Genomic DNA, 22,792 nt, shown 5'->3' on the forward strand with positions numbered 1-22,792 from the left:
GCAAAGGAGAACTCTCATGAACGACAAGATAATCTCGGTCAACCGCCGCCAACTGTTGCAGCTATTGGCGGGTGGTGGAGCAGGCTTAGCGCTGTCGGGGTTGCCGGGCATCGCCGCCGCAAGCGGCCGCAAGGAAACTCTGGTCATAGGCCTGGATATCAGTGACACCATTACGCTCGATCCTGGGCGGCAGGCCCAGTACACGCCGCCGCTGACGTTGTTGGCGGCCTATGACATGCTGGACACCATGAACCCCGGCAACTACACCGCGGTCGTGCCAGCGCTGGCGACGTCGTGGGCGCGTACCTCCGACGGCAAGGGTTGGCGGCTGTCCATTCGCCAGGGGGTCAAGTTTGCCACCGGCAACGTGATGACGGTGGATGACGTAGTTTGGTCGTTCGAGCGCCTGAGAGGGCTCAATGATCAGCCTTGGCTTTACCTGAAGAATATCGAGGCTGTGACGGCGGTCGACGACAAGACTATCGACGTTCTTCTCAAGGACCCTGCCGCTCCCATCATGGACCTGCTGGCCTCGCCGACCTGGGCGATCTACGAACGCAAGGTGCTCGAAAAGCACGGCGGGGTGGGTGGCGCGGGTGACAAGGCGACCGATTGGCTGAATGGGCACTCATGCGGAACCGGCGCCTATAGTGTTGCCGCGTGGGAGCGCAATGTACAAATACAGTTAGTTCAGAACCCGCACTACTGGCGCGGCAAGCCCGGGTTCCAGCGGATCGTGATTCGCCACCTCCCCGATAGCGCGGCTCAGTTGCTGGCCGTCGAGCGTGGAGATGTCGATGTAGCGTTCAACTTATTGCCCGAGCAGATTGGCGGCTTGAAAAACAATTCGAAAGTCCGGATCGAGAAATTGCCCAGCCTCGATTTCATCTATATGGCCGTCACCCAGAACCCCGAATTCAACAAGGCGCTGGCCATCAAGGAAGCGCGTCAGGCGATTGGATATTCCATCGATTACGACGGCATCAAGAACGGCCTGTTGGGCGGATATGCGCAGCGGCCCGCATCGTTTCTCCCTATCGGTGTGATAGGCTCCACCGAAGAGATCGCACGCAAAATAGGTTTCAGGCAGGACCTGGACCATGCGAAGGAACTGTTGAAAAAGGCTGGACTGCCGAATGGATTTGAGTTCGACCTGAGCTATGGCAATGCCACGATTGCCGGGGTTTCATATCAGATCCTCGGGCAAAAGATTCAGTCCGACCTGGCGCGTGTCGGCATCAAGGTCAACCTGAAACCTGTGGATCAGGTCAACCTGCGCACGGCGTATACGACGGGCAAGAGCACCGCGGTCCTGACCTTCTGGAATCCGCCTGCGGTTGCGGATGAGCTTTGGGCGCAAGCAACGGTGGGGCGAGTCGCCAAGCGGGTGCACTGGACGCCACCGCAAGAACTACAGGACCTGGTGCGCCGCGCAACAGTGGAGGCCGATCCGGCGAAGCAGAGCGATTTGTGGGTCGAGTACCAGAAGCAGATGGTCGATCAGGCCAATTTGGTGATCCTGTTTCAACCGATCTACAGAATTGCCGTCCGTAACGATGTGAAGAGTTTTCCCCTGACGGCGGCTGGATGGCAGGCAGATTTGCGTAATGCGCATCGCTGAGCGTGTTCATTGAATGAGCGGGGACATCAATGGCCAGGATATTGTTGACGCATCCGCACGAAGCCTTGGTGAAGTACTACGGTGACAAGGCTCTGTGCGGTTTGCAAAAGCTTGCCGACGTGCGGCTTAATGAAGTTGGGCGGGAATGGAACCTGGACGAGCTGATCGAGGCTGCGCAGGGCTGCGATGTAATTGTGTCGTATCGCCAGACCGCAGCCCCGGCGGCCCTCTTTCAGGCATTGCCGGACTTGGTGTCCTTTTCTCGTTGCGCCGTTGACATCCGCAACGTCGATGTAGCGGCAGCCAGCGGCCTGGGCATCCTGGTGACGCACACCGGGCCCGGGTTCATGGCCTCGGTGTCGGAGTGGATCATGGGCGTCATGATCGATCTCAGCCGCCAGATCAGCGCGTTGTCGCAAAGCTTCCGCTCCGGTGTGTCACCGACACCCATGATGGGGCGTGAGTTGCGAGGATCTACGCTAGGCGTGATAGGGTACGGGCAGATCGGTCGTTATGTCTGCGGGTTGGCCCGGGCTTTCGGGATGGAGATTCTGGTGTCCGACCCCCATGTTTCAGTCGATGATGCTGGGGTCCGTCAGGTCGGGCTACCCGAGCTACTCGAGCGGTCCGACTATGTCGTTTGCCTAGCGGTTGCGACCGGAGAAACCGAGAATCTGATGGACTCCAGTTCATTCTCGCACATGAAGTCTACTGCCTTCTTCATCAATGCCTCACGCGGCAATCTCGTGGACGAGGCTGCCCTGCTGGGGGCACTCGATATGGGGCGGATCGCGGGCTGTGCTATCGATGTCGGCCGTGCGCCTGATCAGTTGCCCAGCCCGTTGCTGGCACGCCATCCAAAAGTCATTGCCACGCCGCACATGGCCGGCCTGACGCCGCCCGCAGTGGAGTTCCAGGCGCTACAGACCGTCAAACAGGTCGGTGTTATCTTGTCCGGGCTTGCCCCCGAGGGAGCGGTCAATGCCGCGCAGGCGACACGCCTGTCGTGGCTGGTTGCTGGAGGCGGGTTGTGACGAGCGTAAAGCTGCGAGCCCCAGCGGACGCCTGTGATTGTCACATGCACGTTTACGACCGTCGGTTCCCATGGGCGCCGACGGCGACGACTTTTCCTCCCGAGGCGACAGCCGATGCTTACCGGGAGGTGCAAAGGGATCTGGGCCTGTCGCGGGTCGTGGTGGTGCAACCCAGCAGTTATGGTTTCGATAACCGATGCACGCTCAATGCATTGGCTGCATTCGGCGCATCGGCGCGCGGCATCGCCGTGGCCCGGCCCGAGGTCAGCGATGGGGAATTGGATCAATGGCATCACCAGGGCATTCGCGGCTTGCGTTATCTCATGGTGGGTAATCCCTTGATGACCTGGGATTCGCTTCCCATGATGTCGGAGAGGATTCGGCCGCTGGGGTGGAATATCAATTTGCAACTCGATGGCCGCCGCTTGCCGGAGTATGAACCCATGCTGGCGCGCCTGACCGGCAACCTGGTCATTGATCATAATGGCAAGTTTCTTGAACCCGTGGCGCTTTCGCATCCGGGGTTTCAGTCGCTGCTGAGGCTGCTGGATTCCGGCCGGTGCTGGGTGAAGCTTTCAGCCCCTTATGAGACGTCCAAAATCGGCGCGCCGGCCTATGACGACGTGAGTATCCTGGCTCGTGCGCTGGTTGCCGCCCATCCTGACCGCTGCTTGTGGGCTTCGAACTGGCCGCATCCTGGCATGTTGACCGAACCTTCCACGCCGGCCATGCTCGACCTGTTACTGGACTGGGCGCCCGATGAGGATACGCGCAGGAAGATACTAGTCGATAACCCGGCCGAGCTGTACGGTTTTTGAATCCCTGGGTGTAGAGCGTTCGATGACCAATCCCACACAACTTTGGCCTGGTGAGCAGGTCGAGTTCAGCAAGACAGTCAATGAATGTGATTTCGCCTTTTTTTCGGCGATCAGCGGTGATTTTGACCCCATACACGTCAACGAAGCCTACGCACGCGGGACGGCCTTTGGCAGACGAATTGCGCATGGCGGACTCGTCATGGGGCTATTGTCCACGGTCGCGTCCCTCATGTCGCACCGCTCGATGGAACGGGGCGCTTCGGGCACCCCGGTCTCCCTGGGTTATGACCGAATCCGCTTCATAAGGCCCGTATTCGTCGGTGATACACTGACCGCGCGCTACACCATAGAAGAGGTGGACGAAAAGGCGGTACGTAGCCGATCGAAGGTCGAGATTACCAATCAGGAGGGCGAGCTCTGCCTGACTGGAAGTCACATCTTGAAGTGGGTACTTAAGCAATAGGTTTTCTGGGTGAGACCTTATCAGGATAGGCTGAATGGTGGCGGACGATTCGGTTGGTGCAAGGGTGCGCGGAGTCACCTTGCTGGATATCGCGCGGCAAACGGGGCTGTCGCGTGCCACGGTTTCCCTGGTGATGCGCAACAGCCCGCTGGTTGCGGAAGCCACGCGCATCCGCGTTGAACAGGCTGCTCACGACCTTGGATACGTTTATAACCGTGGGGCTGCGAGCTTACGCTCGCGCCGTTCGCATATCGTCGGCGTGTCGATCACGGATCTGACCAATCCGTATTTTGCCGAGTTGACCGCAGCAGCTGAGGACGGTTTGTCGACGGTCGATCGCGTGACGGTGCTGAGCCATAATAGCGAGTCGCTGCAGAAACAGGCCGCGTTCATTGACACCATGCGTGAATACAACGTCGATGGCCTGATCATCTGCCCGGCCATTGATACGCCTGTCGCCACCATCCGGCGCCTGAATGAGCTGCACATCCCGTTTGTCTTCCTATCGCGTCATGTACGCGGTGTACGGGCCGATTTCGTGGGAAACGATAACGAACTCGGGCTGCATCTGGCGACTGAGCATTTGATAGGTCTGGGACATCGCCGCATCGCGATGGTCTGCTCTAGCGAGCGGACGTCCACCGGCAGGGAACGCCTCAGGGGCTATGTGGATGCCATCACAGGCGCGGGACTTCCCTTCGACGAAAGCCTGGTGATCGATGCGGCGCCCACCCGCCAGAACGGTATGGTGGCGATCGAAGAACTTCTGAAACGCACGAACCCACCGACTGCCGCGGTCTGCTTCAACGATATATCCGCCTTTGGCGTCATGCTTGGGCTGATGCGCCATGGCTTGCGCATAGGCGTGGATTTCGCCGTCACCGGACACGATGACATTACGGAGTCCGGACTGTGGATGCCCCGCCTGACCACGGTCGGGGTGCCGATCAAGGAGATGGGGCGATATGCAGCGCGCGTCTTGCTCGACCGCATCGATAATCCCGACCGCCCGCCGCAGAAGATCATTCTTTCCCCCACGCTGATCAAGCGGGAATCCACTTGAGCAACCTGTCGGTCACTTACAGCCTTACAGCTGATGGATATGCAGGCCGCCGTCGATATGGAATGCATCGCCCGTGCTGAATGGGAATGCGTTTCCTCGCGCCAGGCAGGCGATGGCCTGACCCACGTCGCGAGGGAGGCCGATGCGGGGGATGGGCGTCAGTCCTTCGGCAATACGCTTGTCGTAGTCGGCGCGAGCCACCCGTGTCATGTCGCTTTCGATCACGCCTGGGCGTATCTCGTACACATTGATCCCCACGGGCGCCAGACGGAGGGCGTACAGCTTGGTCGCCATTGAAATACCTGCCTTCGAAATGCAGTATTCGGCGCGGTTTTGCGAGGCCATGATGCTGTTGGCGGAAGAAATATTAATGATGGTCCTGGGAAAGGCCGGCGGAGGGTCGGCCAGCATACGTGAAGCGACTGCCTGAGTCAGGAAAAACATGGACTTGAGATTGGTGTCGAGCAACTGGTCGTAGCTTGCTTCGGTCACGTCCAGGATATCCCCCCGCTTTTTGACCGATATGCCCGCGTTGTTCACGAGGCAATTCAGTGTGCCGAAATGGGTCCATGCCAGATCCGCCAGCGCATGGCGCACCTGGCTGTCGGTGATGTCGCCGATGAATGGCTGCACCCGCGCACCATGCTCTGCCGCTTCTTCCAGGGCGTCTGTCATGGCGGCATCGTGCACGATGTCGTTCATGACCAGATTGAAGCCCGCTTTGGCGAGTTCCAGGCAGATGCCTCTTCCTATTCCGCGGCGTGCTCCGGTGACCAGCGCTACGGGGCGTTCTTGCGTCGTTTTCATGTTTTTTTCGTCAGGCCAGCAGCGCGCGCGCGATGATCATGCGCTGTATCTGGTTTGTTCCCTCGTAAATCTGAGTGATCTTGGCGTCGCGGTACAAGCGTTCGACCTCGACACCGCGCGTATAGCCCATGCCGCCGTGAATTTGCACCGCGTTGGCGGTTTGTTCGACGGCGGCGTCTCCTGCAAAGCACTTGGCCATCGATGCCTCGACCGATGCGCGTTCACCCCGGTCCATCTTGCTTGCGGCAGCGTGCGTCATGAGCCGCGCCGCGTGTGCCGCTTTGGCCATGTCGGCGAGCATCCACTGCACGGCTTGGAAGTCGGCGATCGGCTGTTTGAATTGATGGCGGATCTTGGCATAGTCAATCGAGGCCTCCAGCGCTGCCTGTACGATGCCAACCGCCAGTGCCGAGATTCCGATCCGACCTTTGTCGAGCACGTTCATCATCATTTTGAAACCCTGGCCAGGTGTCCCTAGAAGGGCATCATCGGACAAGGGGACCTTGTCGAACGATAGCGCCCCCAGGGGCGAAGCACGCTGCCCCATCTTGTGTTCCTTTCTGCCCCGTCCAAAGCCCGGCAGGTCGGCATCGACGATGAAGATGCTCATGCCGCGCTTGCCCAGTTCCACTGAGGTGCGCGTCAACACTACGGCAAAATCGGCGATGGGCGCATTATGAATCCATAGCTTCGCACCTGAAAGTTCCCAGCCGCCTGGCGTTTTGGTGGCGGTGGTATGGATTCCGCCGACATCGGACCCAGCCTCCGCTTCCGTGATGGCGTAAGCGCAGCGCCGCGCACCGCGCAACAAGGGGACCAGATATCGTTCACGCTGTTCGAGGGTGCCGTGTTCGGACAGCAATGACGACACCAGTTCGATCAGTCCGCATTGATCGGCCACCGATGCATAGCCTCGGCCCAGTTCTTCCATCAGCACCGCGTAGGCTAGGGTGCCGGCGTCTACCCCGCCGTGGGCCTCGGGAATTGTGATGCCGAACATGCCCAGCTGCGCCATTTCCTGGTAAATCTCCGCCGGATAGCGCTCGGTTTCATCCAGCTCCGCAGCGATGGGGCGTACCCGTTCGTTCACGAATGTTCGCGCCGATTCACGAATCATGGTTTGCATCTCGCTCAGCGGCAGGTCGAGCCAAGGAGTCATGATCAGGGTTCTCTTTCAGGAGGAGGTGAGGTCATCGTTTGAAGCTCGCTGCGCGGTGGTCGTTGAAGGCTCTGATCCCCTCCAGGTGGTCGCCGGCGCTGAAGCACAAGGTGTTCATTTCGTTTTCGTAGCGCAACCCGGCGTCCAGGGAGGAAGACAGTGCCGCTCTCACCGAGGATTTGACTGATTGCGTGGCAATCGGGCTGAAAGTTGCGAGGCGGGAGGCAATGGCCCTGGCCCGTTCGGCGACTTGGGCATCCTCTACCAAGAACTCCACCAATCCCAGGCGGAATGCTTCCTCTGCGGTTATCGGTGCCCCTAGAAGCAGCAGTTTCATGGCAGGCCCATAGCCGATCAGACGGGGCAGCAGCTGCGAAGCGCCGCCTCCGCCGACCCAGCCGCGAGTCACTTCAGGGAACCCGCAGCGCATGCTTCGCCCGGCTACCCGGATGTCCGCGCCCAGCGCCAGCTCAGCGCCTCCGCCCAGCACCCATCCATGGAGAGCCGCCACGACGGGCTTGCGGACATTACGCAGGGTTGCCGCATATTCGATCCGGTTGCGAAAATGCCAGGGCGTTTCATATTGGGCCAGGGCGTTCAAGTCGCTGCCCGAGCAAAATGCCCGTTCGCCGGCTCCCTTGATGAGGACGACGCGCACTGTGTCGGTCCGGTCGACTTCGCGGCAGTGCGCCTCCAGCTCTGCCGCCATCTCGGGCGTGACGGCGTTCATCTTTTCAGGACGATCCAGCGTGATTTCAGCGATGCCGTCTGCGATGGCCAGAGTGACTTTCCCGCTCATTTTTGCGCTTGTCTTTCCGCTCATGCCTAGTTCTCCGCGGGGTAGGGGGTCTTGTTCACGTGCCGCTCATCCGCGCAAGTTTTGCAGTGCAGCGAGTGCCGCCGGCTTTGGGCGGCCAGCGCGGGCGAGCATGTGCTCACCTAGTCCGATGGCGTTTTCCTGGAAAAGCCGCGCATCCATTTTCTTGAGGGTGGGCGATAGCAGAGGGCGGAATCCCATATGCGCCAGGATGTCGCGGTCCAAGTCCACGCCGGGGGCGATTTCAATGAGTTCAACCCCGTCCGCCGTCAGGCGGAATACGGCGCGCTCGGTCACGTAATAGACCTTCTGTCCACGCTCCATCGCGTATTGACCGCTGTAGGTGATTTGCTGCACGGCCTTGACCAGCTTGGGGTGTGCGCCGTCGCGGGTGATGCGGGTCAGGCCATTGGGCCAGTCGATCTGACTCTCCCCGGCGGCGAAGGTGCCGCTGAACACCACGCAGCGGGCATTCTGGCTGATGTTGATAAATCCCCCCGGCCCGATGATGCGTGTGCCGAATCGGCTGACGTTGACGTTGCCTTCGCGGTCGACCTCGGCAAAGGAAAGGAACGCGATATCGAGTCCGCCGCCATCATAAAAATCGAATTGATAGGGCTGGTCGACCATGGCGGCGTAGTTGCTGGCCGCGCCTGCGTCGCCCCCGGAAGCCGGGGCTCCGCCAATCAGGCCTTGCTCGTTGGTCAGGCAAATATGGTCAAGCACTCCTTCTTCGGCTGCGATGTTGGCGATGCCGGTGGAGATGCCGGAGCCCAGGTTGCACACTGCTTGCAGGAACAACTCCTGGGCCGCCCGCCTTGCGATGATTTTGCGCACGCCGAATGGCATCGAAGGCATGTCCGATGCTGGAGTCTTCAGCTCGCCGGCGTACGAGGGGCTATACGGCGTGAGATAAGTTTGAGGCTGATCCCTGTCGACCACGATAAGGTCGACCAGGATGCCTGGGATCTTGACTTGTTTGGGCGCCAGCGTGCCGCGTTTGGCCAGGCGCTTGACCTGCACGATGACGACACCCCCATTACGCCGCGTGGCCTGGGCTTCGGACAGCATCTCGCCGAATACCGCTTCTTGTTCCATCGTGACGTTGCCATCTTCATCTGCCGTGGTGCCGCGCAGAAAGCACACATCGACCTTGTAGGGCTTGTAGAACAGGTATTCCTCGCCTCGAAAGGTCGTGAGTTCGACCAATTCTTCGGTGATTGCCGACGACTGGCGGCCGCCCCCCAATCGTGGGTCGACGAAGGTGTGCAGGCCGGTCTTCGTCAGTAGCCCAGCCCGGCCCGCAGCCATTTCGCGCATTAACTGTGACAGAGCGCCTTGTGGCAGGGTCCAGCCTTCGATCTTGTCGGCTAGTACGAGATCGGAAATGCTTGGCGAGTTTACGTACGTGCCAGAAATGACGCGGGAAAGAAGGCCTTCCTGGGCAAAGTACCCGGCGCCCTTGCCTTTACCGTCGCCCAGTCCGACGGGATGCAGGGCCGTGATACCGCGTGGTTCTCCAGACTCGGTGTAGCGTTTGCCCAGCGCGGCCATCAGTGCGTCGGGGACTGCGTGGCCGCCACCGGAACCGCCTATGAGTAGTGTCTCGCCCGAACGTACTACCGCGGCAGCGGCACGCGCTGTTACAACTTCAGCCATCGTGAATCCCTCCCTTTTGGATTCAGACTGTTTGTCCTCTGAATCTGCCAGTAGTTCTGGCAATTTTAGATCGATCTAAAGTTTTGGTCAAAAAAACTTATCTGGGAATGCTGCGTCTGAATGTGCTCAGACCGTCCAGGATTGCACCTTAGTACTCATGCCCTTCCGCGAGAAGGACATCTCAGCTGGTTTCGCTGCCAAGATGTTCAGTTGATGGGGGTATGGGTGTGACCTATCCTAGTGCCTATTTGTCCGATAAGCATAATTTAGTAATTGATAATAAATGACGAGATCGATCTAATAGCGAGTTAGCGAGCAGGTTAAAACCCAACATAGGAGTGGAATCTCCTTGGGTGCTACTGCGGCTTCCGTGGACCTCGAAAGACCATTGCGTCACATTGGACCAAATGATAGAATCCAATGCTTTTTACAGTATTTTCAAGGAACTCTTCATGGTTGTGATTCGTCTGGCACGCGGTGGCTCGAAGAAGCGCCCCTTTTACAATGTCGTCGCTGCTGATTCGCGCAATCGTCGCGATGGGCGCTTCATCGAACGCGTGGGCTTCTACAATCCCGTCGCGGTCGAAGGCCAGGAAAAGCTCAGGATTGCGCTGGATCGGGTGAAATACTGGGTGGATAACGGCGCCCAGCCCTCCGGCACGGTCGATCGTCTGGTCAAGGAATTCTCCGCCACGGTTTCGGCGACGGCCTGACGGGCATCGCCTTTTTTTCATGGCAGAGCCCGCCGACGCAAGCCTTGCCACGCCCGGCGATCTGGTTGCGGTCGGCCAGGTGGTGGCGGCTCATGGCGTGCACGGCTGGCTGAAAATTCAGCCTCACTCGCGTCAGGGCAGTGCCCTGGGATCTGCCAGAATCTGGTGGTTGGCAACAGCCGGAGCCCAGGCCAACAGCTTACCCCACGCGGTCCGTGTACTGGCGTGTCGGCCAGGCGGTTCCCATCTTCTGGCCCAGGTCGAGGGTGTGACCGATCGGGACCAGGCACAGGCTTTGCGGGGCCTGACGATCTGGGTTTCCCGGGCATCGTTCCCGGCGCCAGCCGAAGACGAATACTACTGGGTCGATCTGATTGGCTGTTTCCTCTATGGTGAGGCAGATGGGTCTCCGGTGCTGCTGGGCCAGGTGGACGAAATTTTCGACAATGGCGCCCATGCAGTCCTTCAGGTGGCACTGGGCAAGCTGACGGATTCCGGTGATTTCCAGATCCGGCTCGATCCCCAGGGCCGTCCCCGTCACGGGCTGGTTCCATTCGTTGCGGCGCATGTCCAGCGGGTTGACCTGCCGGCACGACGCATCGACAGCGACTGGCCGGCCGAATTCTGAATGCCCATGCGTTTCGACCTGATCACTCTGTTCCCGGAGATGTTCGCCGCCGTGCGCGACTCCGGCATCAGCGGTCGCGCCCATGGCCACGGCCTGTGGTCCCTGGTCACCTGGAATCCTCGCGATTTTACGCATGATGTCCACCGGACAGTCGATGACCGTCCCTATGGTGGCGGGCCGGGGATGGTCATGATGGCCGAACCGCTGGCTCTGGCCGTTGCGGCCGCACGGGTCGCCCGGCAGCAATCGGAGGCCGATCCGGTTGGCCGGCCTGCCCCTGTCGTGTTGCTGTCTCCAGTTGGGGACGTGCATACGCAGCAACGGGCTCAGTCGTGGGCGAGCGGTTCAGGGGCCATCCTGATCTGTGGGCGCTACGAGGGGATCGACCAGCGGTTCATTGACCGCTGCGTGGACCAGCAGGTTTCACTGGGGGATTTCGTGCTCTCTGGTGGGGAGCTCGGCGCCATGGTCCTGATCGATAGCGTGGTGCGGCTGCTGCCCGGAGCATTGCATGATGCGGAGTCGGCAGAGCAGGATTCTTTCAGCCCGACCCTGGATGGTCTGCTCGATAACCCCCACTACACTCGCCCGGAAGTCTGGGATGGGGCCGCCGTTCCCGCACCGCTGTTGTCGGGTCACCATGCACGGATCGCTGCCTGGCGCCGCGAGCAGTCCTTGAGACTGACCGCCGTGAAGCGCCCCGATCTGATTGCCGCCGCGCGGCGTGCGGGCCTTCTGAATGCTGCCGACGAGGCGGTTCTCGCCGGCCTTACATCGGAAGATTAGCGGACCGCCGTTGCGGTTACGCGGGTGTTGCTGACGGTGTATTGCCGTTCCACCCATTTGGCCTCCGGCCCCCGGACTTCAGAGCACCGGGACACATCCGGGCAGTAGTGTGGGTCGTCCTTCATGTAGCGCATGAAGATGGCCGTCTTGCGTTCGACTTCCGCGTCAGTCAGGTTGATGGCGCGTTCCTGGCTCGGATAGTCCAGGTAGGCCACGCGAGCATACAGTCCGGGGGCGGTGGCCATGGCGTCGTCCATCAGGCGCGCGCTGGCGATGTGGTCAGGATGGTCGTGCCCCTCGCAGCGCCAGCACAGGGCTTGGTAGGCCACCTGGATCGTGGGGTCCATCGTGCGGACTTCCTGAGGGTATTCGGTCTGGATCAGGCCGGCCAGCAGGGACACCAAGCCACCCCGTGTATAGGTTTCTCTGTAGGGCCCGTAAGACTGCACCTGCGTGTCTGGGATCGACTCCAGCCGACTGAGCGGCGTCAGACTGCCCCAGCCCGGCCCCAGCCAGGGATCAGGGATACGCAGCATGATGAGTTGGATGTGCGGGTTGCCGCGCAGTGTGTGTCGCAACAATGTGTGGCCGTCCAGCCGCAGGCCGTCTGTGTCCCAGAGGTCCGATTTGTGTGCCATAGCCGCGTAAGCGGCCATGATGCCGCGCTCACGTTGCTGCAGGTAGGGCAGACCTTCGCCCCGGTCGCCCGCTGTGAGGTACACAGTGTGCACACAGAGCCCCTTGTGGATGGCATTGTCCTGATCCGGGTTCATGAAGAGCAGGTCATCGTCGGTGTGGGCGACCACAGTCAGCACGGTTCCCGCGTGGCAGAGGTGTGGGGGGGCTGCCCAGGACCCGGTCGCCGTCGTCAGGCACCACAGCGCCAGCACGATCCTGCCAAGCACCCCAAAGCGAAGAGAACCAAAAGCGGATTGCAAGGCGGGAAAGTACCCTGTCATGAGTTTGCGTATTCTGTTGCACTACAGGTTCCAGGAATTTACTCCCTGATCGGCTTCGCGCGCCATTGTGGCATCTGAAAAAGATGTATTCGGGGTTACCTCGATGAGCGCGCTGGGGATCATCCAAGTTGCGCGGTCAGGCAAGATCCGGAAACATTTGTGCACCGCAGCATCTTGTCGGGCAATGGCTGGAGCCGCTATCGTTGAGTGCGTGCTCAAATTTTGCGGGGTAGTCCATGCGTGGGATTGCGGTTTTGCTGTTCACAGGGTGTTGCGTGGTTTCCACAGGCTCGGCGGTGGCTGGGGTGGCAACCGTTCATGCGGGCGACCGGACGCTGACCGTCCGCTTCCAGGGCAATGACGCCAGGGTGGATGTGTCGGGTGTCCAGCGCGGTTATCTGCTGATGCGGGGCGACAAGGTCTATTCGGTCATGCAGATCAATGGACAGCCACTGGTGCTGGATGCGCGGAGTGCTGCGGGGCTGCTGGGCGGTGGGCCGCTGCAGACGTCCCCCGACATGATCCGGTCACTGACGCGTCTGGCCGCCACGGGTGCGCATGAGACCGTTGCTGGACGCGCAGGCGACGTCTATTCGGTGACCTATGTCGATACCAAGGGCCGTACGCGGACGGGGCGTGGCGTGTTGGGGCCGCAACCCGAGGTGCGTGAATTGACCCAGGTGCTTGCGCGCATGGCGGTCTTGCTGGAGACAGCTGCTCAGCAGCCTGCTCAGGGGACCGAGCGGGTGTTGTCTGCCCTGAACCAGCGTGGCATGGGGCTGCTGGCCTACGAAACGCAGTTCAGAGTGGAAAAGATTTCGTCGGCGACCCCGGCGCCGGGTGTGCTGGATCTGCCGGCGAGCCCGGGGCAGTTGCCGGGTAACCTGGGACAATTGCTGCAGGGCCTCAGCCCGCAGTCCAGATAGGGGGCATCTCTGTGACAACCAGCCCGTCGGCGGCAGCTCGGTATGAACGTTGCGCCGTTGCATCCACCCACTATGGAGTGGGTCAGGATCCGCGGGAAGTCGGGCTGGACGAGCTCGGTGCGTCTGCCGCCTCCCGCCACGGCCTGCTGTGGGTAGGGTTGAAGGACCCGGAAGACGATCTGTTGCAGCAGGTAGGCGAACAGCTGAGCCTCCCGGGCCGGGCCATCGAGGAGATTCTGTCCGTGCATCGGCGGCCCAAGATCGTGGAATATGACCACCTGACGCTGATCGTGGCCATTACCGTGGAATTCAGCCGTGACCGGCCGAATCTGGGCGAAATCCAGATCCTGATCGGCTCGGGCTATATCCTGACCATCCGCCGGCATTCTTCGGAGTCACATCGTGAGCTGCGCAGCCTGCTGACCGAGTCTCCCGATTTTCAGGGTCGCAGCAGCGATTACGTGGCGTCCGCCTTGCTGGATCTGCTGGCGGATCGCTATGTGGACACGCTCGCGCATTTCGAGGCGCTGGTCGAGGAGGTGGAACATCAGTTCTTGTTACGTGGGTTCCGAGAGGCGGATATCCGCCGCCTGTACAGCCGTCGCCGTGATCTGCTGCGGGTGCAGACCGCCATCGCGCCTCTGGCTGAGATCTGCCGGCGCATGGCGCATGTGGAGACGCGCAACATCGGGGCCGACAGCCGCGCCTATTTTGCCGAGACCGGCGACCGTATCCAGCGCGTGACCGAGTCGGTGGCGGGCCTGCGCGAGGCGCTGGCCTTTGCGTTCGAGGCCGCCATGATGATAGGCCAGATGCAGCAGACCGACATCACGCGCAAGCTGGCCGCCTGGGCCGCCATTCTTGCGGTGCCGACGGCCGTCGCGGGCATCTACGGCATGAACTTTCATGACATGCCGGAGCTGAGCTGGCGTTTCGGTTACCCGGTCATGTTGGGCGGAACGTTCGCCTTCTGTGCGCTGCTGTACTGGAAGTTCAAGCGAATCCGCTGGCTTTAGGTGCGCGTGGTCCCATCTGTCTGCGCCCCTGGGAAACTACCGATCGACGAAGTCGCCGGCTGAGCAGAAGAATACTTCTCCATTCCTTTCGAAATGCCGTCGAAGGCAGCCGGAGTCATCATGGAAGCGTCTATCGCTGGGGCCCCCGTTCAACCAGGCCCTCCGCTGATTCGGTGGAATTATCTTTGGTACGTTGCCGCCGTACTGCTGGTCATGGTCGCCGCGATTCTGATCGGCAACGCCTGGTTCCTCAACTGGGTCCATGTCATGAGCGGTGTACTTTGGACCGGCATCGATCTGTTCATGGGGTTCGTGATCGGTCCCATCATCCGCAGCGTGTCCGTTCCCATCCGCAAGGAAATCATCATCCGGCTCACGCCCGTTACCCTGTTCCTGATGCCGACCCTGTCCATCACCACCGGTACGGCGGGCTGGTTCCTGGCCGTGCAGCTTGGCCTTACCCAGATGCCCTGGCCGCAACTGGGTTGGATCGTTGCCGCGCTGGTGCTGGTGACCTTGATGGCGATCCAGGGCTTGGGCTATCTGCTGCCCACGAGCGTGCGTGTGTGCCTCGAACTCCAGAAGCCACAGCCCGATGGGCCCCGGATCGGCCGGATGATGAGCCGCTTCTACTACGTGGTGGCCAGCCAGGGTGTCATGCAGATCGCCATCATCGTGGTCATGGCGCGGCTGGTGACCGGTGTCTGAGCATGCCTGGATTGCATGAGTCTTCCGCGGTATAAGTAACGCCAGCAAATGCCGTCATCCATTGAACGTCGGGTACGGCGATCAACTGGAGGACTCGTCGTGAATGAACCTGCTGGGCTGGCGGAGTGGATCATCGATCAGGTGTCTGATGCGCTGATCTACGCGGACAGAAACGGCAATATCCGCCGCTGGAACCCGGCGGCTGCTGCCCTGTTCGGGTTTTCGGCTGCCGAGGCGCTGGGCCGGAACCTGGATCTGATCATCCCGGAGCATCTACGCGAAGCGCACTGGGCCGGCTTCAATTCCGCCATGGAACGCGGTCAGCTGAAGCTGGGCGGGCGGCCGACCCTGACGCGCGGCTTGCACAAGACCGGGCGCAAGCTCTATGTCGAGATGACGTTCGCGCTGGTAACGGACACGGCGGGCAACGCGGAGGGTGCGGTTGCCATGGCGCGTGATGTCACCGAGCGCACTGAGAAGGAGCGGGCTGCCCGCAAGGCCGCGCAGGCGTAGGGTACAGAAAAGAATCCCGTGCTTTTCAGGCCCGCAGCGCACGCGCGTGATGGGCGATGTGCTCGTCGATGAAGCTGGCGACGAAGTAATAACTGTGGTCGTAGCCCGGATGGCGCCGCAGGCGGACCGGATGGCCGAAGTGCTCGGCCTCTTTGGTGAAGAGCCAGGGCCGCAGCTGGGTGTCCAGGTATTCGTCTTCGTCGCCCTGGTCGATCAGGATGGGTAGCCGTTCGCTGGCACTGGCCAGCAATGCCGTGGCGTCCCATTCGGCCCAGGCCGACCGGTTGGCGCCCAGGTAAGCCGTAAATGCCTTCTCACCCCAGGGGACCTGGCTGGGGGCGACGATGGGTGCGAATGCCGAAACTGCCAGATAGCGGCCCGGGTTGCGCAGTGCGGTCACCAGCGCGCCGTGGCCACCCATGGAGTGACCCATGATGGAGCGTCGGTCGTTCGTCGGAAAGTGTGCTTCGATCAGATCGGGCAGTTCCATCGCCACGTAGTCCTGCATCCGGAAATGGGCGGACCAGGGGGGCTGCGTCGCATTCAGGTAGAAGCCGGCTCCTTGGCCCAGATCGTAGGCCGGGTCGTTGGCGACGCCATCGCCGCGCGGACTGGTATCGGGTGCCACCAGGATGACCTTGTGTTCGGCGGCGTAGCGCTGCGCGCCCGCCTTGGTGATGAAGTTCTGTTCGTTGGCGGTGAGTCCCGACAGCCAGTAGATCACGGGCAGTCTTTCGCCGTCTTCGTGCGCCGGTACGAAAATGGCGAAGTTCATGTCGCAGCCCAGCGTCGTGGAGGCGTGGCGCCAGACGCTCTGGCTGCCGTCCCAGCAGGTGTGTCGTTCGATGCGTTTCATGGGTCAGCTCTAGGGGATAGGGGTCGGCCGCAGTGGGTGCGGCCGGGCTGGTTTCGCGTCAGTACTTGATGACCGAGCGGATGGATTTGCCTTCGTGCATGAGGTCGAAGGCCCGGTTGATGTCGGCCAATCCCATCGTGTGCGTCACGAAGGGCGCCAGATCGATCTTGCCGCTCATGGCGTCCTCGACCATGCCAGGGAGCTGCGTGCGGCCTTTGACGCCGCCGAACGCCGTGCCCAGCCAGCGCCGGCCTGTAACGAGCTGGAAGGGACGGGTGGAGATTTCCTGGCCTGCGCCGGCCACGCCGATGATCACCGATTGTCCCCAGCCGCGATGGGCACATTCCAGCGCCGCCCGCATGACGTTCACGTTGCCGATGCACTCGAAGGAGTGGTCCACGCCCCAGCCGGTCATCTCGATAATCACTTGCTGGATGGGCTTTTCGTGGTCCTTCGGGTTTACGCAATCTGTGGCGCCAAACGTCTTTGCCAGCGCAAATTTTGCCGGGTTGGTGTCGACTGCGATGATGCGGCCTGCCTTGGCCTGGCGTGCGCCCTGGATGACGGCCAGACCGATCCCGCCCAGGCCGAAGACGGCGACCGAGTCACCGGGCTGGACCTTGGCGGTGTTGCGGACGGCGCCGATCCCGGTCGTGACCCCGCAGCCCAGCAAGCAGACCTGTTCGTGATTGGCCTTGGGGTTGATTTTGGCGAGCGAAATTTCCGCCACGACCGTGTATTCGGAAAAAGTCGAGCAGCCCATGTAGTGGTAAACGGGGGCGCCGTTGTAGGAGAACCGCGTGGTGCCGTCCGGCATCAGGCCTTTGCCCTGTGTGGCGCGGACAGCCACGCACAGGTTCGTCTTGCCTGATTTGCAGAACTCGCATTCGCCGCATTCGGCGGTATAGAGCGGAATGACATGGTCCCCCGGCTTGACCGAGCTGACGCCTTCACCGATTTCAACGACCACACCGGCGCCTTCGTGGCCCAGCACGACCGGGAAGACACCCTCGGGGTCGTCACCTGACAGCGTGAAGGCATCGGTATGGCAGACGCCGGTGTCAGTGATCCTGATCAGGACTTCACCCTTTTTGGGGGCTGCCACGTCGATCTCGACGACCTCGAGCGGTTTTCCGGGAGTGAAGGCGACTGCTGCGCGGGACTTCATGCGGGTTCTCCATTCAGACTGTCGGCGGCACGGCGTGGCACGCCGTTGGCTACGACTTTATACAGTACCATTTCGGGCGGCTCAGGGTAGGGGCGCATCAGTCTGATAGACTACTGACTTGCCTGCCAGTTTGTGGACGCATTTGATTCGGGAGGCCCGGGCGGTCTATGGATTCTGAAAAACCATGCCTCGAGCAGAAGTGAAATCAACGAATATCAAGCAGCCCGACATGCGCGAACGGATCAAGTTGCTCGCCGCGAAGCTGCTGATCAAGCACGGTTGCCGTGGTGTAAGCTTTGGCGATATTGCCGACAGGCTGTCCACCACGCGGGCCAATATCCACTACCACTTCGGTAACAAGAACTCGCTGGTCGAAGAGGTGACCGACGAGTACGTGACGGCCACATTGGCGAAATTCCGCTCGATCTGGACGGATACGGAAACCCCGCTTGCCCTCAAGCTGGATGCAACCATCGCATTCAACCGCCTGCGCTATGACGAGTTCAATGTAGGCGATGATGACGGCTTGTCCTGGAGTCTGGTGGCGCGGATGCGTGCCGACAGCGATGCGCTGAGTCCGCGTAGCGTCGCGTCGGTGCAGCGCTTCGCGTCCGAGCTGACCAGCGCCATCACGGTCGGTATCTCCAGCGCGGTCGGTCGCGGCGAATTGTCCTCGAGCACGCCGATCGAGGACGTCGTCGCCTTGCTGGTCAACATCATCAATAGTGCCGGACTCGTCACACAGGACGCGGCGCGGTTCGATCAGCTCGAGCTGATCTACCGCGCGTTCCTGAGGACCGTTGTTGCCGCCTATGGCCATCAGGATTTACGGGCTGCCCCTGGGCCGGCCAAACGCAAGTTGGCTGCGGTGCCCACGCAGGCCACGGCTGGTACCCCGTCCGCGACAGTCGCCAGGCGGCGCCGCAAACAGCTTTAGTTCCTGATCTTCAGCGTCTTGGATCGGCCTTCGTTCGAAGGCCTGTGGACTACTGTCACCTCATTCACCGAGTTTCCGCCCACGCCGGTCAGTGGCCCAACCACTGACCTGAGGTTGGCTGTTCGCTTGAATCTGTATCGGGAAAACCCTTGTTGTGTCAGCCGTTTGCTCAAACTATGCTGACTTGCATATAAGTAAGTCAACGTTCTTGGATGCAAATGCCAAACATGCGCAACTTGGAAGGGAAGGTCGCTCTCGTCACCGGAGCGGCAGCAGGCATAGGGCGCGCCATCGCCGTCCGGCTGGCGCAGGACGGGGCGGATCTGGCCCTTTTCGACATCAACGAAGAAGGCGCGCATCGCACGGCGGCCATGGTGCGGGCCGAGGGCCGCACCTGTGAAGTCGTGCGCGGCGATGTGGGCGACTATCAGCAGGTCCGGCAGGCCGTCGACGCATTCGTCAAATCGTTCGGCACCATCGATGTCGCCGTCCACAACGCGGGGATCACCCGGGTGGGCAAGGTGGTCGAGACTTCGGTGGAGGATTTCCACGCCGTGTTCCGCGTCAACGTGGACGGCGTCTTCTACGGGTGCAAGGCCGTGGTTCCGCACATGCTCCGGCAGGGTGGCGGAAAGATCATCAACACCTCGTCCTGGCTTGGCAAGGTCGGCAAGTCGAACTACGGCGCGTATTGCGCGTCGAAGGCGGCCATCATCGGCCTGACGCAGTCGCTCGCCATGGAGGTGGCCCGCCAGAAGGTCAATGTCAACGCCGTGTGTCCGGGGGTCATCGTCGACACCGTCATGCGGGACGAGGCGGATGCGGCCTCGATCCGGCAGGGTTTGCGAACGGCGAAGCAGCGAGAAGGCGAGATACCGATCGGTCGGGTCGGATTGCCCAATGACGTCGCGCGACTGGTGTCGTTTCTCGCTTCGGATCAGGCTGATTACATGACCGGCCAGGCGCTGAATGTCACCGGTGGATTGTGGCTGTTGTGAGGGAGATGGGAGATGACAGAGGTCAGCAAGCAGATCGAATGCAATGTGGCCGAGGGCGTGGCCACAATCACCTTGAACAATCCGCCCTTGAATGTCGTCACGCTGGGGATGTCCCGGGAGCTGGATCGGGTGTTGCCCGCCCTGGCCGTGGATTCTGATGTTCGCGTGCTCATTCTGACGGGGAAGGGGGAGCGGGCATTCTGTGCCGGTTCCGACATCAGCGAGTTTCCGAAGATGCTGGGTCGCGGGAAGATCGTCCCGATGAAACTCGACTTTGAAAATCGGGTTTACGGGCAGGTGGCGAAGTTCCCAAAGCCCACGATTGCGGCGGTTTCCGGTCTGGCCTATGGAGGTGGCCTTGAACTGGCGGTTTGCTGCGATTTCATCGTCATCGAGGAAACCACCCGTCTCGGACTGCCAGAAATCAAGCTTGGCGTATTTCCGGGCAGCGGCGGCACGGTTCGTGTCACCCGGAGGATTGGCGCGAGTCGAGCCAAGGAGATGATGTTTTACGGCGAACCTATCGATGCGCCCACAGCCCTTCTTTGGGGGCTGGTGAATCGAGTGGTCCCGGTTGGCCAGAGCCGGGACGCAGCGCTGGCAATGGCGCGGGGCCTGGCTGACCAGCCAAATCTGGCACTGCAGTTATGCAAGGCCGCGATCGCCTTGTCGTATGAACTGCCCGAAGACGAAGCCATCCGCCGCACCATGGATCTGAGCGACAGCGTATTTGATACGGAGGATTGTCGTGAAGGCGTCAGGGCGTTCTTTGCAAAGGAGAAGCCCCGTTTCAGGCATCGATGAACAGGCCTGGGGGCATCTGGCATGTTTTGAGTAGCGAAGCACATGAAGTGTTCGAGAAACCAAAGTCGGAGACAGGACATGAAACAAGCACACAACACAACGGGCAGGTTCCGGGCATCGGCTGCGGCGCTTTGCGTTTGCGCTGCAACGGCATTTGCGGCAGCCACACCGGCACAGGCCAAGGGCGGAGCGGTCAACGTCATGCTGTTCGCGGGGCCGATCGCCAGCTTCACGCAGCAGAATCTGCCGGAATTCGAGAAGGCGAGCGGCATCAAGGTGAACCTGACGATCATTGGCGGCGAGGTCATCAACAACAAGACATCGACAGAGCTGCTCGGATCGGGTACTTCGTTCGACGTCATCAGCATTCGCGGTGATTCGATGCCGTTCTATGGCACCAAAGGCGTGTTGGCAGATGTCACGCCTTACCTGAAGGATGCCAAGCTGACACCAGCCGACTACGACATCAAGAGCATCCCCGATGCGCTCATGAATTTCTATCGCTGGAACAACAAGCAGGTCGGAATGCCTTGGCAGGTCGCGTCCTATATCACATACTACCGCAAGGATCTGCTCCAGGCGGCTGGTCTGACGCATCCGCCCAAGACGGCCGATGAGTACCGCAGCTATGCGCAAAAACTCAATGCGCCACCCAAGGTCTACGGGACCGGCCTGACGATGCAAAAGAGCCATAACCTCACGTCAGAGTACTTCCAGTGGCTGTCCACGTTCGGCGGTGGTGTGATCGATGCCAATGGCAAGGTGATTCTCGACAGCCCCGAGGCACGCCAGGCACTTGAGTACTACGTCAGTCTGCGCAAATTCGCCCCCGAAGACGTGACGAACTGGGCGTACGAGCGGCTCACGACTGGCCTCTCGCAAGGTGAGGTCGCCATGGCAGTGCAGTGGACCGACACGGCCGCCGTCATGCTGGAGCCCAAGCAGTCGAAGGTGGCAGGCAAGATGGCATTCGCCGCCGCACCGGTTGCCAAGGTGCCGGCTGCCGTGATCGGCGGCTGGGGCCTCACCATCCCGGCGAGCTCGCGCAACAAGGAAGATGCCTTCAGGTTCATCCGCTGGGCCACTGGCCCTGCAATGTCCCGAAAGGTCGCAGACCTTGGTGGTACGCCGTTCCGCACGAATCTGTTGAGGGACAAGGACCTGTCGGCGAAATTCCCGTGGTTCAACGCGCAGGCTGATGCCGAAGAAGTCGCCATGCCGCGTCCGCGCACGCCGGCCTGGCCCGCGATCGACGACGCCATGTCCACGATCCTCGCACGTGTCGTGACGGGGGGGCTGACGGTTGAGCAGGGCGTCACGCAGATGGCCGCCGCCGCCAAGAAGCAGATCGGCAACTGAGCCACGCACATGCCGAAGCAGGTCCGGGCTCCCCGGATCAGCTTCGGTGAACAACCCGCCCTTCAATGGAGAAAAGGCTTATGCACGACGCCGGCATCGAACACAAGCCACAGTGGCGTCGGCGGGTGTTTCCCTATGTGCTCATCCTTCCGGGCCTCATCTACATCGCCGTCACGACGCTGGTGCCGCTCGTCTATTCGTTCTGGACGAGCTTGACGTTCAATCGGGCGACATCGGTGCGTCCACCGCATTTCAACGGCATCCAGAATTACATCGACGTGCTGAGCGATCCCAGCTTCTGGAATGCGCTCAAGGTCACTGCGATCTATACCGGGACGACGGTCGTGGCCGAGATGATCCTGGGCACGGCCATTGCGCTGCTCCTCATCAAGCTCACACGCGGCCGCAAGCTGGTGCGGCTGCTGCTCATCATTCCGTTCAGTGTGCCGCCGGTAGTGATCGGGCTCATGTACCTGCTGATCATGGACCGCAGCTATGGCATTCTCAATTATCTGCTCAGCCTTGTGGGCATGGGACCCGTTTCGTGGCTCAGCAGTCCGGATATCGCCATCTGGTCGATCATAGGTGTGGACCTGTGGCAATGGACCCCATTCGTCATCATCTCGGCGGTTGCGGCGCTCGAATCCATGCCGGGCGACGTGATCGATGCTGCGTCGATCGACGGCGCCAGCTCGATGCAGATGGTGCGCTGGGTCATTCTGCCGCTCATCAAGCCGGTCCTGCTCGTCGTAGCGTTGACGCGTGCGCTGACGTCGCTCAAGGTCTTCGACGTGATCTTCGTCCTGACCAATGGCGGTCCGGGCAGCGCCACCGAGACGCTCAGCTACATGGTTTATGTGGATGCTTTCCAGCGTTTCGATTTTGGCCGTGGCGCGGCCGTTTCCTGGCTGCTCATCCTGATCGCAATGGTCGTTGCGATCCCCATGGTGCGCTCGGTGCTGCGCAGCGACGTTGCGTGA

General features: G+C 61.0%; 24 protein-coding genes. 17 read left to right on the forward strand and 7 right to left on the reverse strand.

The window, feature by feature from the left end; all coding sequences use genetic code 11:
• The first annotated feature begins 16 nt into the window (after positions 1 to 16).
• The 5 genes from EPN31_RS10200 to EPN31_RS10220 are packed head-to-tail and all read left to right on the forward strand — an operon-like array spanning position 17 to position 4,999.
• On the forward strand, positions 17 to 1,621 hold the full coding sequence (locus EPN31_RS10200) for an ABC transporter substrate-binding protein (RefSeq protein ID WP_291772796.1): 1,605 nt from the start codon (positions 17 to 19) through the stop codon (positions 1,619 to 1,621).
• A 29-nt stretch (positions 1,622 to 1,650) separates the two neighbouring features.
• A complete protein-coding gene (locus EPN31_RS10205) occupies positions 1,651 to 2,655 on the forward strand; it encodes an NAD(P)-dependent oxidoreductase (protein ID WP_291772798.1) in 1,005 nt (334 codons plus the stop codon).
• Positions 2,656 to 2,699: 44 nt separating this feature from the next.
• Complete coding sequence (locus EPN31_RS10210; protein ID WP_291772800.1) at positions 2,700 to 3,473, forward strand: amidohydrolase; 774 nt, start codon at positions 2,700 to 2,702, stop codon at positions 3,471 to 3,473.
• A 22-nt stretch (positions 3,474 to 3,495) separates the two neighbouring features.
• The gene (locus tag EPN31_RS10215) at positions 3,496 to 3,936 is read left to right on the forward strand and encodes a MaoC family dehydratase (protein WP_291772802.1); all 441 of its coding nucleotides are present in this window, start codon (positions 3,496 to 3,498) and stop codon (positions 3,934 to 3,936) included.
• Between the two features lie 34 nt (positions 3,937 to 3,970).
• On the forward strand, positions 3,971 to 4,999 hold the full coding sequence (locus tag EPN31_RS10220) for a LacI family DNA-binding transcriptional regulator (RefSeq protein ID WP_291772803.1): 1,029 nt from the start codon (positions 3,971 to 3,973) through the stop codon (positions 4,997 to 4,999).
• Positions 5,000 to 5,023: 24 nt separating this feature from the next.
• On the opposite strand, the gene EPN31_RS10225 is transcribed toward EPN31_RS10220, so the two are convergent.
• The 4 genes from EPN31_RS10225 to EPN31_RS10240 are packed head-to-tail and all read right to left on the reverse strand — an operon-like array spanning position 5,024 to position 9,441.
• Complete coding sequence (locus EPN31_RS10225; protein ID WP_291772805.1) at positions 5,024 to 5,806, reverse strand: 3-ketoacyl-ACP reductase; 783 nt, start codon at positions 5,804 to 5,806, stop codon at positions 5,024 to 5,026.
• 10 nt (positions 5,807 to 5,816) lie between these two features.
• Positions 5,817 to 6,965: an acyl-CoA dehydrogenase family protein gene (locus EPN31_RS10230; protein ID WP_291772807.1), complete on the reverse strand. Its 1,149-nt coding sequence runs from the start codon at positions 6,963 to 6,965 to the stop codon at positions 5,817 to 5,819.
• A 31-nt stretch (positions 6,966 to 6,996) separates the two neighbouring features.
• Positions 6,997 to 7,788 carry an enoyl-CoA hydratase/isomerase family protein gene (locus tag EPN31_RS10235; protein WP_291772809.1) on the reverse strand — a complete coding sequence of 264 codons (792 nt, stop codon included), beginning with the start codon at positions 7,786 to 7,788 and terminating at the stop codon, positions 6,997 to 6,999.
• A 42-nt stretch (positions 7,789 to 7,830) separates the two neighbouring features.
• The gene (locus tag EPN31_RS10240) at positions 7,831 to 9,441 is read right to left on the reverse strand and encodes an acyl CoA:acetate/3-ketoacid CoA transferase (protein ID WP_291772811.1); all 1,611 of its coding nucleotides are present in this window, start codon (positions 9,439 to 9,441) and stop codon (positions 7,831 to 7,833) included.
• Positions 9,442 to 9,893: 452 nt separating this feature from the next.
• On the opposite strand from EPN31_RS10240, the gene rpsP reads away from it, so the two are divergent.
• From rpsP to trmD, 3 genes are read left to right on the forward strand one after another with little or no spacing between them, the layout of a single operon-like run.
• A complete protein-coding gene (gene rpsP / locus EPN31_RS10245) occupies positions 9,894 to 10,154 on the forward strand; it encodes a 30S ribosomal protein S16 (protein WP_291772813.1) in 261 nt (86 codons plus the stop codon).
• A gap of 19 nt (positions 10,155 to 10,173) precedes the next feature.
• Positions 10,174 to 10,782 carry a ribosome maturation factor RimM gene (rimM, locus tag EPN31_RS10250; protein ID WP_291772816.1) on the forward strand — a complete coding sequence of 203 codons (609 nt, stop codon included), beginning with the start codon at positions 10,174 to 10,176 and terminating at the stop codon, positions 10,780 to 10,782.
• Between the two features lie 6 nt (positions 10,783 to 10,788).
• Positions 10,789 to 11,568: a tRNA (guanosine(37)-N1)-methyltransferase TrmD gene (gene trmD / locus EPN31_RS10255; protein WP_291773012.1), complete on the forward strand. Its 780-nt coding sequence runs from the start codon at positions 10,789 to 10,791 to the stop codon at positions 11,566 to 11,568.
• Here trmD and EPN31_RS10260 read toward each other — a convergent pair.
• Entirely contained in the window at positions 11,565 to 12,527 is a 963-nt protein-coding gene (locus tag EPN31_RS10260; protein WP_291772818.1) for a PIG-L family deacetylase, read from the reverse strand. The two genes, trmD and EPN31_RS10260, sit on opposite strands and share 4 nt — an antisense overlap.
• 236 nt (positions 12,528 to 12,763) lie before the next feature.
• Between EPN31_RS10260 and EPN31_RS10265 the strand changes: the two genes are divergently transcribed.
• The 4 genes from EPN31_RS10265 (at position 12,764) to EPN31_RS10280 (ending at position 15,690) form a co-directional block, all read left to right on the forward strand.
• Positions 12,764 to 13,453: a hypothetical protein gene (locus EPN31_RS10265; RefSeq protein WP_291772820.1), complete on the forward strand. Its 690-nt coding sequence runs from the start codon at positions 12,764 to 12,766 to the stop codon at positions 13,451 to 13,453.
• A gap of 11 nt (positions 13,454 to 13,464) precedes the next feature.
• Complete coding sequence (locus tag EPN31_RS10270; RefSeq protein WP_291772821.1) at positions 13,465 to 14,469, forward strand: magnesium and cobalt transport protein CorA; 1,005 nt, start codon at positions 13,465 to 13,467, stop codon at positions 14,467 to 14,469.
• 120 nt (positions 14,470 to 14,589) lie between these two features.
• Entirely contained in the window at positions 14,590 to 15,177 is a 588-nt protein-coding gene (locus EPN31_RS10275; RefSeq protein WP_291772823.1) for a hypothetical protein, read from the forward strand.
• 99 nt (positions 15,178 to 15,276) lie between these two features.
• Entirely contained in the window at positions 15,277 to 15,690 is a 414-nt protein-coding gene (locus EPN31_RS10280) for a PAS domain S-box protein (RefSeq protein ID WP_291772825.1), read from the forward strand.
• A 25-nt stretch (positions 15,691 to 15,715) separates the two neighbouring features.
• On the opposite strand, the gene fghA is transcribed toward EPN31_RS10280, so the two are convergent.
• On the reverse strand, positions 15,716 to 16,546 hold the full coding sequence (gene fghA / locus EPN31_RS10285) for an S-formylglutathione hydrolase (protein WP_291772827.1): 831 nt from the start codon (positions 16,544 to 16,546) through the stop codon (positions 15,716 to 15,718).
• A 58-nt stretch (positions 16,547 to 16,604) separates the two neighbouring features.
• A complete protein-coding gene (locus EPN31_RS10290) occupies positions 16,605 to 17,714 on the reverse strand; it encodes an S-(hydroxymethyl)glutathione dehydrogenase/class III alcohol dehydrogenase (protein WP_291772829.1) in 1,110 nt (369 codons plus the stop codon).
• A gap of 199 nt (positions 17,715 to 17,913) precedes the next feature.
• Between EPN31_RS10290 and EPN31_RS10295 the strand changes: the two genes are divergently transcribed.
• The 5 genes from EPN31_RS10295 to EPN31_RS10315 all read left to right on the forward strand — a co-directional run bounded on the left by EPN31_RS10295 (position 17,914) and on the right by EPN31_RS10315 (position 22,792).
• Entirely contained in the window at positions 17,914 to 18,651 is a 738-nt protein-coding gene (locus EPN31_RS10295) for a TetR/AcrR family transcriptional regulator (RefSeq protein ID WP_291772831.1), read from the forward strand.
• Between the two features lie 227 nt (positions 18,652 to 18,878).
• On the forward strand, positions 18,879 to 19,649 hold the full coding sequence (locus EPN31_RS10300; RefSeq protein WP_291772833.1) for an SDR family NAD(P)-dependent oxidoreductase: 771 nt from the start codon (positions 18,879 to 18,881) through the stop codon (positions 19,647 to 19,649).
• A gap of 12 nt (positions 19,650 to 19,661) precedes the next feature.
• Positions 19,662 to 20,453: an enoyl-CoA hydratase-related protein gene (locus EPN31_RS10305; RefSeq protein ID WP_291772835.1), complete on the forward strand. Its 792-nt coding sequence runs from the start codon at positions 19,662 to 19,664 to the stop codon at positions 20,451 to 20,453.
• 78 nt (positions 20,454 to 20,531) lie between these two features.
• A complete protein-coding gene (locus EPN31_RS10310) occupies positions 20,532 to 21,812 on the forward strand; it encodes an extracellular solute-binding protein (protein WP_291772837.1) in 1,281 nt (426 codons plus the stop codon).
• A gap of 80 nt (positions 21,813 to 21,892) precedes the next feature.
• The gene (locus EPN31_RS10315; RefSeq protein ID WP_291772839.1) at positions 21,893 to 22,792 is read left to right on the forward strand and encodes a carbohydrate ABC transporter permease; all 900 of its coding nucleotides are present in this window, start codon (positions 21,893 to 21,895) and stop codon (positions 22,790 to 22,792) included.

Origin of the sequence: Castellaniella sp. (assembly GCF_004321985.1) — a bacterium.
Lineage (GTDB): Bacteria > Pseudomonadota > Gammaproteobacteria > Burkholderiales > Burkholderiaceae_B > Castellaniella.